This is a genomic window from Chryseobacterium vietnamense, from assembly GCF_031454475.1.
GTDB lineage: Bacteria > Bacteroidota > Bacteroidia > Flavobacteriales > Weeksellaceae > Chryseobacterium > Chryseobacterium vietnamense.
On the sequence record NZ_JAVDQX010000001.1, the window covers coordinates 1,732,185 to 1,744,684 of the forward strand.

Here is a 12,500-nt window from a genome sequence, read left to right on the forward strand (position 1 = left end):
CCATTTAAAGATACATTCCAGTCTGCAGATTGGAATGTTATTTTTTTAAAGAAAAACATCCGGTAGTATGATTACCGGATCAGAAAACAATGCAAAAAAACTGAAAAATCAAAAACATGAGAAAAATAACCCTCTATATTGCCATGGCTTGCCTTTTAACGGCATCCTGCTCCGATACAATGGAACAATACAACACAGAAGCTTCCCATTCTCAACTCATGAACAGGAATCTCACTTCAGAGGATGAAACAAAATATGCTGAAGAAGGAGAACCAACGGTATTAGGAGAACAGCTCCCCGTTCCTTACACGATTGAAAGCATGATGGCTGCCTACAAATCATTACTGGCTGAACCCAAAGCAGAAGGCAACAGATCACTGACTGCTGTGAATATCCGTTCTACACACAAATACATTAAATTCAATCCTACCACAGAGGATGAACTGGAAGCACTTCAGCAATCCAGCCTTATTCTTTATGATTATCCGCTGGACAGAGAAGTATTGGTCGTCGGTAAATTCTATCATGATCCCGATGTTCCCGCTGATCAGCCTACACCTCAATACGCAACTGTAAAGAACGAGACTCCCTTACCTGCCGGGGTTAGCTATGAAATTCTTCAGGAAGTGTATCTTCCCGAGGAGGATATCGAACTTTTAGGCACGGGCAATATGAATTATAAATTCGTCTATAGCCTGGTCCACAGGGCAGAAAATCTATCCGGCTTCACACCTTGGGAGCCAAGTGACTATAAGCCATGGGATAATATAGGAGAACCCGGGCAATGGTATCCCAATCCAAACCCTAATCCTGGAGGCGGTGGAGGTGGTGCCCCAATATATGGTACCATCCGGATCTTCGATACAAGATTAAATACACTGATCCCTTTTGAAGGCGCCAAAGTTACCGCCAAAAGGAGTTTGAGAACCAGAGAAGGCATCACCAATGCAAACGGCCAGTACGGATTGAGCGGCACCCCTTTTCCCAACAACAGAAATGTAGATTTTAAACTGCATATGGATAGAAAGCACTTTGTCATAAAGGATAATATGGTAAGGCCTTCCAATGTTGTACGAAATAATATTAAAAGTAACCATTGGAGCCATGACATCATGCCTGGATATGAAAACATGCAGGGCCATATGTTCAGAGCAGCCTACCGCTATTTTTACAAAGACATTGGGGGTCTACAAAGACCTGTCAGACCAAGTGGAAACCGTTCACACATTATAGCTAAGAATACAGCTAAAGATTGGCAGGGAATTAATTATGTTGCTTTTCCCTACCTGAAAATAGCAAGATTCCAACCTGGTTCAACTACAGAATACAACTCTGATGACTATTTCTCAACTACTGTACATGAACTTGCCCACACATCTCATGTGATCAAAATGAACACCGGATTAGTTCAGTATTCACAGGTTAACTCTATGCTTCAGGAAAGCTGGCCATGTGCTGTAGAATGGTTTGTAACAGGGATAGAATACAGAGAAAGAGGTATTTTGAATTATGGAACTCCCAATTATAATCCGGCTAATCCTCCTGTATTTCCTAACCGGTTCGGGTATCAGTTCTGGAGTTTGAATACAAGTTCTGACTATACAAGCTTATTCATCAATTTAGTTGATAACTTCAACGAGTTGGGACAGTCATTCAGTCCTCAACCTATGGGAACGGTAAATGACCAGGTTACCGGCTATACCTTAGCAAATATTGAAAATAACTTTCTCAAATATTGTTATGGATTAAGCAGTTTAGGTGTTCAGCTTAAGGCGAACAGGCCCGCAGGAGTAAGCAATGCACAGATTGATGTATTATTAAGCTCTTACTAAGTGTATCCCTTTTAAATAATGACCATCCTGTTATGAGGATGGTCATTTTATCTTATTATTTTAGGCTGTGCACATTTTTTTTTCCAGCTGCCCGATCATATTTTTAAGCATTGCTGGTACAATCAGTTTATGGAAAGGCCGAACTGGCAGAAAATACAGAACTCCCCACCAGTTATGAAATTTTACCGTAGTGGATATGGTAAGGGAATTCTGGCTGCTCTCTCTTTTATTATGGTCAATCAAAAGAGAAACCCTGAAATCCAGATGTTTGTCATCTTCTCCCAGAATAATTTCGTTGCTGGTTTTACCAAACACCTTAAAAAGTCCTACACGCTCTCCTACTTCGCACTCAAAATTCTTCTCTGTTTGTTGTCTCTCGTTTTCAGAACCTGTCTTCAAGCCGAATACTCCCATTGCTTTATTTCTGAATGCAAACATTTTCTTTCCCCATTTCGGTCCGCTTGTAAAAAAAGCTTTTCCAATTTCTGAGATATCAATATTTCCGGCAACATCTGTAAGTTCTCCCTGAAAACTATCAATATAATCGAAATCTTTTTTTGCCGGAGATAAAATAGACTTTTCGGGAAATTCTGTCTTCTTAATACTCATTGTCATTGTTTTATGGTTGTTGTCTAACAAATGTAAGTATCTTTCCATTGATTTAAAAGAAAATTTAAACAAATGTTTAGATATTTATATACCCTGAAACCAATCATTTGATCTTAAAATTTTCTATCATTCGAATTAACCTGTTATTTTCTAATTTTTATTACCATAAGTTCAGACTGTGTAAATATTTCATTAAATTCGATCAACAAAACTGTTTTTATGATACAACTTCCTTTATCGAAACTTTCCAATGTTGGAACTACTATTTTCAGTCAGATGACTCAGCTTGCCAATGAAAATGAAGCCATCAATCTGTCTCAGGGGTTTCCTGATTTTATGCCGGATTCAGAATTGTTAAATCACGTAGATCATTTTATTAAAAAAGGCTTCAACCAATATGCTCCTCTTGGCGGAATGATTGGTTTAAAGGAAGAAATTGCACGGAAAATCGAAAACAGTCATCAGGCAATATACCATCCGGATTCTGAAATAACAATTACTGCAGGTGGCACACAAGCCATTTTCACGGCTATTGCCTCATTTATTAAAAAGGATGATGAAGTGATTATTTTTGAACCTGCTTATGATTGTTATGAGCCTACGGTGGATCTTTTCGGAGGCATTGTCAAACGATTTGAAATGAAAGCTCCTGATTATGAAATCAACTGGGCAGAAGTAAAAAACCTTGTCAGTGAAAAGACCAGAATGATTATTCTTAATAATCCAAACAACCCTTCAGGAAAAATCCTGAAAGAACATGATTTACAAGAACTTATTGAACTGGTAAAAGGAACTTCTATCCTTATTCTGAGTGATGAGGTATATGAAAATATTGTTTTTGACGGGAAACAGCATGTAAGCATCTGTAGATATCCAGAATTAAAAGAAAGAAGCCTTCTTGTAGCCTCTTTTGGAAAACTTTTCCATGTTACAGGCTGGAAGGTAGGTTATTGTGCCGCCCCTAAAGGTTTAACGGAAGAATTCAGAAAAGTGCATCAATTCAATGTATTCTGTGTAAACACTCCTATCCAGCTAGCTCTGGCAGAATATATGAAAAACGATGAGCATTATACTTATCTGAGTCAATTTTTCCAGGAAAAGAGAGACTTTTTGAGAAAAGGTCTTGCAGGTAGTTCATTCGAGCTTCTGGATTGTGAAGGAACGTATTTTCAGGCGGTAAAATATGATAAAATTTCAGACAAAAATGATTTTGATTTTGCTTCAGAGCTTACCATCCATCATAAAGTAGCCAGCGTTCCTTTCTCTTCATTTTATAAAAACAAGCTGAATGAAAATGTAATCAGGCTATGTTTTGCCAAGAAGCAGGAAACGCTGGAAAAAGCGCTTGAGAATTTATCAAAGCTTTAACAGCTATCTATTAATAACCAACACCTATCTCCCGTTGATTTTTCAGATTGGCAAATCAAACTGCCGCCTTTATCTGTTTAATCAATGGGAGTTTTTATTTATAATATCATTCCTGTCCGATGAAATAAAAGCTGATTAGCAGGTCGCTCCTCCGGAGCTTTATTGTTTACAGGACTCCATTTTTTCCACTAACAGCAGATCCCGATGGGATCAATCCAGATCCTATGAGAGCTTACTGATAATAGAACGTATTTGTTTTTAAAATTAGAGCTCCGGAGGAGCGACCTGTTAATTTATACATAAATATTGATATTTAAATCTTATTATCGGACAGTAATCTTATAATACCATCATAATCAATAACGAATGTTTATTTTTATCATTAAATAGTGATTTATTTAGTTTGTTTTTCTTATTTTTATCTAAATCAAAAAAAATAATAAAACTACCATGAAAAGCAAGAATGTAAACAAAGGAAAAAAATTAACCCGAAAAGAGCTTCATAGCTTCATTGGAGGGCTGGGTAATGTAAGATGTACAAATTCTTCAGGGTATTGCGTATACATCGGCCCCGGATGTTCAGAACAAAAATGCCAGCTGCCGGAGCCTCTTGAAGCTGTTGAATAAAATAAATTACTTCATATCCGGAATCGGCCGGCTCAGAATGAGCCGGCCGATTTATTTAAAGATAATGGTTGATTGGGATCACCAGTATCAAACTATAAGAACATTCCTCCTGAAACTTCTATTCTTTGTCCATTGATCCATCTTGCATCTTCCGTACACAGGAAGGCAACTACTCCACCGATATCATCAGGAAGACCTACTCTTCCCAGCGCTGTAGCACCAGCTACCATGGCATTGATTTCTTCATTGTCTCTTACTCTTCCGCCACCAAAGTCTGTTTCGATAGCTCCCGGAGCTACAACATTGGCTTTGATTTTTCTTGAACCCAGCTCTTTGGCCATGTATTTCGTAAGCATTTCTACACCTGCTTTAATTGATCCATAAATAGAAGACCCCGGTGTTGCAAATCTTGCCAGCCCTGAAGATACATTAATAATCCCTCCTCCATCATTAATAAAAGGTAATAATTTCTGAGTCAGGAAAAACACTCCTTTAAAGTGAATGTCTACCACATCATCCAACTGCTCTTCCGTCACTTCTTTAATCGGAGAATACAAGGCTGTTCCTGCATTATTGATCAGATAATCAATATGAGTACTTCCCGTGTTTTGTTGCAAATGATCTGTTACGTTTTTTACAAAACTATCAAAACTTTTGATGTCTTTTGTATCCAGCTGAAATGCAACGGCATTCCTTCCCATTGATTTTATTTCATTCACTACCGTTTCTGCTTCTTCTCTGTTGCTTCTGTAGGTAATAATAACGTCTAATCCTTTTTGAGCAATTTTAAGTGCTGAGTTTCTCCCTAATCCACGGCTTCCTCCGGTTACCAGTGCAATATTTGTTTTTGTGTTCATTGTATTTTGATTATTTTGATGGTACAAAGTTGGGATATTTTCAGATTGAAATGTTTGCTTGAATCAATCTGAAATTTGCAAAATTCAAATCAGGAACGAAATTCCAATGGAGTAAAAGTAGTTTTCCTTTTAAAGAAATTGGAAAAATGGGCAATCTCTTCAAATCCGAGAGCGTACGATATTTCTGAAACGTTCCATTTCGTCTGTTTTAAAAGTATTTTAGCTTCCTGGATAATCCGGTCCGAAATAAATTCTGTGGTGGTCTTTCCGGTGCTTTCCTTTAATCTTTTATTTAAGTAATTGACATGAACTGCCAGCCTGTCCGCATAATCTTTTGCAGTTTTCAATTGCAGTCTCTGTTCCCAGGATTCAATAGGGAACTGCCTTTCCAGCAATTCTACAAATAAAGAAACCACTCTCATGGAAGCATCCTTTGAAGCTGATATTCTGGATGCAGGCTGTAATTTCTGCCCATAATGAATCAGCTCCAGAACATAGTTTCTGATCAGATCATATTTAAATACATAATCTGAATCTATTTCTTTTTTAATCTTTTCAAAAAGATTTTCAATCTCTTCTGCCAGTTCATTATCAATTTCAAAGATTGGTACTCCACCCGGCTGAAATATAGGAAGATCTTCCAGATTGTAGTACGATTTATCTTTAATGAAAAAGTCTTCGGTAAATACACAGAAACTTCCCGACTGATCGGTATCTTCAGGAACCCAGTGATAGGGAACTTTTGGAGTTGCAAATAACAGAGCATTTTGTTGTATTGAAATGACTTTATCTGCATATTCTGCCCTATTTTTTCCTTTTATAAAGCTTATTTTATAGTATTTTCTTCTGTTATATGGCATTTCAGAAGTAGTCTTTACTCTTTCGATTGTTTGGGCAATATCAAAAACATTAAAGTGACCGATGTCTTTGTGAAGTCCTTTTGGGAAAATACTTTCAAGATCTTTGCCCAGTTTGGCAGCCATCTCTTTATAAAAATCTTCCAGTGAGGTAGGTGCTACTTTTTCCATCGCAAATGATTTGTAAAAATCAAATATACGAACTTATCAACCAACCTTTTTGAAAAAGATTACAGATTGTCAGGCGAAGCCCAAAAGTCATTTAAACCTTAAAAATAAAACCTTATTAACCTATTGAAAAATTCAGCGTATTTGTCGATTACAGTTAATATTCATCATCAATATCATAATAAATATTTAAAAAAATCACATTTTTTTTCTATACACAGTGATATAATTCATTTATTTTTATTACTTTAGTCGAAACTAACCCATTAAAAATCAATCCAATGAGAAAACAAATCAGTGAAATCGGAAAAAAATTAAACAAGAAAGAACTAAGAACTATTAAAGGAGGTCTTATTAACTGTATGGAACCAGTTTTATGTCCTACCCCTTGTGAGCCATCGTCTGATCCCTATGGATGCACGATCATTTCTCCAAAATGTGCACAGAAAGAGTGCAGACCGCAGTTATAATTAAAGTACCATTTTATAAACAAAAAACTATGAAAAAGATAGAATTAAGCAAAGGTAGAAAGCTTGAAAAAAAACAGTTAAAAATGATTCAGGGAGGTATGTTGGATTGTATGGAACCGCAACCATGCACGGAATTCCCATGTGAAACTTATCCACCTGACGATGTCAGAAACTGTACCAAGATTTCTGTTGGTTGTGCACAAAAAATTTGCAGACCACAACCTTAGGATATTATCATTCACTAATCCTCAATTAAAACAGTATGAAAAATCAAGATTTAACGCACGGCAAAAAATTGAACAAAAAACAATTAAGAGTTATAACCGGAGGAAAAGAAATGTGTCTGCTTCCAGATCTTACTTGTAAGAAATTTTCTTTTACCTGTGCAGAATTGCAGTGCCAGCCTGGCATTGAATTGTAATCAGTCAAAAAAAATTAAACCATAAAAACTTTAATGAATGAGAAATCCTCATTTAAACAATGGTAAAAAACTCAATAAAAAAGAGCTGAAGACCATTAAAGGAGGCGTAATGATATGTAGTACCGGTGGAGCAAACGGCAGAGTTTGTGCACAAATTCATCCATCATGCTATGAACCGGAGTGCCGAAGCGGCCAGGCAGAGTTAAGATGTACAGATATCGTTAATAACTGTGTGGTTTTCTCTCTATCCTGTATAGAGCCAAAGTGCCGATTCGATATAGGTATTCCTCTTTAAAGATAAGACACCAGAATCGCTTCCTTACCGGAAGCGATTTTTTTATCGATATGCATTTAGCTAACCGTACCCCCAAGATCCTTTAGCATCCATTTTCCCTTTATATATTCTGCACCATAATCATTTGTAAAGCCACTTCCTGAAACGTAAATATAAAAAACATTCGGATCTTTATCATGGGTTTGAATTTTGGAAATACTTCTGTCCGTTACATCAGTCACTTTTACATAATTGGTTTGCTTATCATAATTTTCTGAGGTAAACAACACTCTGAAATCAGGATTAATCTGGTGAAAATAATCACAATCAGTTTTATAAATCTGAAATGTAAAATGCAATTTTTTCATATTAATCATCCCATTATTTGGCTGTAAAAGCTCATAGAGCTGAGTAAATTTATTCTTCTCAGATTTAAATAAAGGATTCATATCTTCGAAGTCATTGATCCCATCTCCATCTGTATCATTATTATCTGGATTCAGTCCAAAACTTGTTTCAAAAATATCATTATAACCATCCTTATCGGAATCTTTCATTAAAGCTTTAAGATTTATTTTAAACAGTTTTCCGTCTTCCAGTGCAGAATAATCATCATAACCGGGGAGTCCGGCCATTTTTACAATTTTCACCAGACTTCCTTCAAACTGAAGAAATCCATTTTTAATAATGGGAAGCTCCTGAATTTCGTTGATATAATAATGGCTAAAACTTAACCCCAGAAAATATGCTTTAGGTTTCTCATTTTCAATGGCCAGAAGCCAGAACCCTACTCTGTTTCGTCCTAACCCATACATTATATTATCTACCTTCTGCAAGGAATAAAGCATAAACTGGTCCGAGAATTTCTCTCTGAAAACTTTGAATTCATGATCCAGTCTTTTTTCCATTTTTACATATACTTCAGATCCGGCATGGGTATAAGATTCGGTACTATCTTGCTTAAAGCTCCGGTATTTTTTAAGGTTACTGATTTCCAAATAATCTGCTTTTTCTTTCAGGATCTGTTTTACAGTATACGGTTTCTGTTCTTTATAGTTTTCAAAAACCTGATCTTGGCTTCTGGCAAAACAATTTTTTTCAACAGATGGAGAGCAGGAAAGAAATACAATAAAAATTACGAAATAAAAGATTCTCATAGTCAAGTTTAGCACATGAATGCAAAAAACGCTCCCAAATACATGGAAGCGCTTTTTAATATAACTAACTTTAATACTTTTCTTATACGTTGAATCTAAAGTGCATGATGTCACCATCCTGTACAATGTATTCTTTACCTTCTACAGAAAGTTTTCCGGCTTCTTTTACTTTTACTTCAGAACCGTAATTTACATAATCATTATACTTGATTACTTCCGCACGGATAAATCCTTTTTCAAAGTCTGTGTGGATTACTCCTGCAGCTTGCGGAGCCGTCCATCCCTGTCCGATCGTCCATGCTCTTACTTCTTTTACTCCAGCTGTAAAATACGTCTGAAGTTTTAGAAGATCATAAGCTTTTCTGATCAAACGGTTAACACCAGGTTCTGTAAGACCTAGCTCATCAAGGAAAATTTCTCTTTCTTCGAACGTCTCAAGCTCGTTGATATCAGCTTCGATTTGTGCTGCCAGTACGACTACTTCAGCACCCTCACTTTTAGCCATTTCTTCAATCTTAGCGATCCACTCGTTTCCGTTTTTGATAGAGTTTTCATCTACGTTACAAACGTAAAGCACCGGCTTATTGGTCAACAACTGAACTTCTCCGATAATTGATTTTGCAAAATCATCAGTAGCAAATTCTCTTGCATTTTTACCATCTTCAAGAAATTTCTGTAAATTCTGAAGCGTTTCGTAAGTAAGAATATCTTCTTTCTTCCCAGACTTGATGAACTTTTTAGCTTTTTCGACAGCTTTACCTACGGTCTCAAGGTCTTTCAGCTGAAGTTCTATATCAATAATTTCTTTATCTCTTAACGGATCTACTGAACCTTCTACGTGAACAATATTTCCATTGTCAAAACATCTTAAAACATGAATAATCGCTTCACACTCACGGATATTGGCAAGGAACTGATTCCCCAATCCTTCTCCTTTGCTGGCTCCCTTTACAAGACCTGCAATATCAACAATCTCAACTACAGCGGGTAAAACTCTTTCAGGTTTTACGATTTTCTCCAGTTCAAACAATCTCTGATCCGGTACAGAAACCGTTCCAAGGTTCGGTTCAATAGTACAGAAAGGATAGTTTGCTGATTGAGCTTTTGCATTGCTCAGACAGTTAAAAAGAGTTGATTTACCTACATTCGGTAAGCCTACGATTCCACATTTCATATTGTAAAATTCAAAGTTTAAGGTTTAGGAGTAACTCAAGGAATCTTCAACTTTAAACATTGCACTCAGAACCTTGAATTACGAGTGTGCAAAGATAGTGATTTTTAAGAGAGTTTCATAATAAAAAAATCTGTCAGTGTTCTGACAGATTTTAAATGGTTTAGGTTCACCAGATGTTTTATGGATTGTCTCCTGTAGCATTCTGAGCAAGCGGAACATCATTGGGTGCTTCCTGTAAAGTTTTATCTAAAGTAAATAAAGATTCGTCTGTTGCTCTGTCACCTCCAGCAATTTTTAATTTATCGATTAAGTTCTGAGCTAATGTTTCTTCTTCAATCTGTTCCTGTACAAACCATTGCATAAAATTCCAGGTAGCCCAGTCTTTTTCTTCCATAGAAAGGTCTGCAATTCTGTAGATAGCGGTAGTATTATCAACTTCATGCTTAAAAACACCGTCAAAACAAGCAGTAAGGTTTTCCGGATCTGCCGGAGGGGCAGGAATAGCTTCTACCTTTGGTTTTCCGCCTCTGTTCAGAATATATTCCATAAATTTGATTGAGTGATTTCTTTCTTCCTGAGCATGGCGGTAAAGGAAATTGGCAATACCCTGATATCCTTTATCATCAGCCCAAATTCCGTACGATAAAAAAACGTGTGATGCGTGAATTTCTTTGTTCATCTGGTCACTGAGTGCCTTTTCCATGTTGTCGGAAAGTCTTTTAGTATTCATAATGTTATATTTTGGTGATTACGGAATTAATCATGCAAAAACAGTTCCGATAACGTTCTTATGGGGCTTAAAAACCCTCCCTTCACTTTAAAAAAGCACTGATTATCAATTAATTAAATTAATAATTTATAGTTATTCTAAAATAAATACCAGCTCTGTTTGAGAACTGGTATTTACATTTATTATTGAGATTGCTTCACCTGAAGGTTTGCAATGACATATTGTGACCGGGTTTTTAACCCAACTATTTAATTTTTCTTGCCGTATAATCACTTTCATTTCCTAATCTGTCGATGGCTTTGATTGCAACTGCATTCAATTTTTTTCCGTCTTTAGATTTAGGAATTTCTTTTGAAAGGGTATCAAGCGTTAAAATTTCTGTTTGCCATACTCCGTTGTATTGAGTGAAAAGTACCCATAAAAATACATCAGCGGCGTTTTTTGTACTCCAGCTTGTCTGAGCAAAGCTTCCATTATCAGCAATAAACAAGGTAGGAGTCTGCAATGGAACCGCTTTAATCCATGGAGATTTCGGAACTAATGCTTTTTCATTGTATGGTCCGCTTTTCAAAGCAGGAAGCATATTGGGGTTTCTGGTAAGCCCGGCAATGCTCCAGTGAATTTCTCCGGCATCATTTTTAAGGATATTTCTGGAAATAGCGATCTGATTTTTGATTTCCGCAGGACGGTCTGAGACTTTAATTTCAACGGTATTCAATCCTGGCCACAGGTGACGGTTCATTGTATTTTCAGATTGCCACCAGCTTAATAAGGCTTCAAAACTTTGTCCCTTGGAATCTATAGGCCAGTACAACTGTGGTGAGAAATAATCTACCCATCCTTTATTTAACCATAATTTAGCATCTGCATAAAGTTCGTCATATTGAGAAGACCCTATAATTCCTGCAGGATATCCAGGTTTCCATATTCCAAACGGGCTGATCCCGAATCTTACATTATTTTTTTCTGCATGAATTTCTTTATAGATACGTTCTACAAATTTATTCACGTTATCTCTTCTCCAATCTGCTCTGGATAAAATCCCTCCGCTGCTTACATAAGCACTCCAACTTGCATTATCCGGAAAATCCGCACCTTTATTATAGGTAGCATAAGGATAGAAATAATCGTCGAAATGCACAGCATCAATATCATATCTTTTTACAATATCTTTCACTACATTGGAAACATGACCTTGTGTTTTCGGATTGGCAGGATCGAACCAGTACATTCCATTCTTTAGTCTTACCACAATATCGGACAATTTATTGGCCATTGACAGCTTATTCACAGCACCACCGTTGGTATGATGCGCACGATAAGGGTTTAACCATACATGCAATTCCAGACCTCTTTTATGGGCTTCTTCAATCCAGAACTGAAGCGGGTCATAGTTTGGATATGGAGCTGTTCCTGTTTCTCCGGTCAGGAAGTAAGACCATGGTTCGATATTACTTGTATACAATGCATCTGCGGAAGGTCTGATCTGGAAAATAGCCGCATTGAAATTATTGTCCTTCAGCATATCAAGCATACTGATTGCTTCTGCTTTCTGTTGATCCACTGTAAGGTCATTTCTCGAAGGCCAGTTGATATTGGCAACACTGGCAATCCATGCTCCGCGGAATTCTCTTTTGATTTCCGGAAGGTTGGTTCTGAAATTTTCTTCAGTTGAGGCTGCTGTTCCTGTTGCAGGTTTTACAGCTACCGGATTTACTTTTGGAGGGTTTGTATTGTTGGTTGGTTTTGTCGGATTCTTTGTGGAAGGTGTTTTTACAACATTGTTCTGAACGGAACATGAGGTAGTGTAAGATGCAAAAACGCCCAATAAAACGATAAGTTTTAATTTATTTATTCTCATAGTCACAAAACTACTTTAAAATTTATTTTTATTTTTCAGAGATTATTATGCCAAAATAAGCATTTTAATGGGTGGTATAGAAAAAAAGCCTCGAA

At 36.7% G+C, this 12,500-nt stretch carries 12 protein-coding genes; 5 read left to right on the plus strand and 7 right to left on the minus strand.

What is annotated here, in order from left to right:
- Positions 1 to 116 precede the first annotated feature (116 nt).
- Positions 117 to 1,832 carry a hypothetical protein gene (locus J2786_RS07815; protein WP_310024548.1) on the plus strand — a complete coding sequence of 572 codons (1,716 nt, stop codon included), beginning with the start codon at positions 117 to 119 and terminating at the stop codon, positions 1,830 to 1,832.
- A 60-nt stretch (positions 1,833 to 1,892) separates the two neighbouring features.
- Here J2786_RS07815 and J2786_RS07820 read toward each other — a convergent pair whose 3' ends face one another.
- A complete protein-coding gene (locus tag J2786_RS07820) occupies positions 1,893 to 2,441 on the minus strand; it encodes a DUF2867 domain-containing protein (RefSeq protein ID WP_052187062.1) in 549 nt (182 codons plus the stop codon).
- Positions 2,442 to 2,660: 219 nt separating this feature from the next.
- Between J2786_RS07820 and J2786_RS07825 the strand changes: the two genes are divergently transcribed.
- On the plus strand, positions 2,661 to 3,809 hold the full coding sequence (locus tag J2786_RS07825; RefSeq protein WP_310024551.1) for a methionine aminotransferase: 1,149 nt from the start codon (positions 2,661 to 2,663) through the stop codon (positions 3,807 to 3,809).
- Positions 3,810 to 4,259: 450 nt separating this feature from the next.
- Positions 4,260 to 4,436: a hypothetical protein gene (locus J2786_RS07830; RefSeq protein ID WP_156121509.1), complete on the plus strand. Its 177-nt coding sequence runs from the start codon at positions 4,260 to 4,262 to the stop codon at positions 4,434 to 4,436.
- 92 nt (positions 4,437 to 4,528) lie between these two features.
- On the opposite strand, the gene J2786_RS07835 is transcribed toward J2786_RS07830, so the two are convergent.
- Both J2786_RS07835 and J2786_RS07840 read right to left on the minus strand, forming a co-directional pair.
- Positions 4,529 to 5,293, minus strand: a complete 765-nt coding sequence (locus J2786_RS07835) for an SDR family NAD(P)-dependent oxidoreductase (protein WP_310024554.1) — start codon at positions 5,291 to 5,293, stop codon at positions 4,529 to 4,531.
- A gap of 89 nt (positions 5,294 to 5,382) precedes the next feature.
- Positions 5,383 to 6,321, minus strand: coding sequence for a helix-turn-helix domain-containing protein (locus J2786_RS07840; RefSeq protein WP_310024557.1), 939 nt, complete (start codon positions 6,319 to 6,321; stop codon positions 5,383 to 5,385).
- 729 nt (positions 6,322 to 7,050) lie between these two features.
- On the opposite strand from J2786_RS07840, the gene J2786_RS07845 reads away from it, so the two are divergent.
- Both J2786_RS07845 and J2786_RS07850 read left to right on the plus strand, forming a co-directional pair.
- Positions 7,051 to 7,209 (plus strand): hypothetical protein, encoded by a 159-nt coding sequence (locus J2786_RS07845; RefSeq protein WP_167497836.1) that lies wholly within the window; start codon positions 7,051 to 7,053, stop codon positions 7,207 to 7,209.
- Positions 7,210 to 7,246: 37 nt separating this feature from the next.
- The gene (locus J2786_RS07850) at positions 7,247 to 7,504 is read left to right on the plus strand and encodes a bacteriocin (protein WP_156121511.1); all 258 of its coding nucleotides are present in this window, start codon (positions 7,247 to 7,249) and stop codon (positions 7,502 to 7,504) included.
- Between the two features lie 56 nt (positions 7,505 to 7,560).
- Here the strand turns inward: J2786_RS07850 and J2786_RS07855 are convergent, their stop codons facing one another.
- The 4 genes from J2786_RS07855 to J2786_RS07870 all read right to left on the minus strand — a co-directional run bounded on the left by J2786_RS07855 (position 7,561) and on the right by J2786_RS07870 (position 12,405).
- Complete coding sequence (locus J2786_RS07855) at positions 7,561 to 8,640, minus strand: hypothetical protein (RefSeq protein ID WP_310024561.1); 1,080 nt, start codon at positions 8,638 to 8,640, stop codon at positions 7,561 to 7,563.
- An 82-nt stretch (positions 8,641 to 8,722) separates the two neighbouring features.
- A complete protein-coding gene (gene ychF / locus J2786_RS07860; RefSeq protein ID WP_047433419.1) occupies positions 8,723 to 9,814 on the minus strand; it encodes a redox-regulated ATPase YchF in 1,092 nt (363 codons plus the stop codon).
- A gap of 178 nt (positions 9,815 to 9,992) precedes the next feature.
- Positions 9,993 to 10,544 (minus strand): ferritin, encoded by a 552-nt coding sequence (locus J2786_RS07865; protein WP_047433420.1) that lies wholly within the window; start codon positions 10,542 to 10,544, stop codon positions 9,993 to 9,995.
- Positions 10,545 to 10,788: 244 nt separating this feature from the next.
- Positions 10,789 to 12,405 (minus strand): glycoside hydrolase family 10-like protein, encoded by a 1,617-nt coding sequence (locus J2786_RS07870; RefSeq protein ID WP_310024563.1) that lies wholly within the window; start codon positions 12,403 to 12,405, stop codon positions 10,789 to 10,791.
- Positions 12,406 to 12,500: the final 95 nt, after the last annotated feature.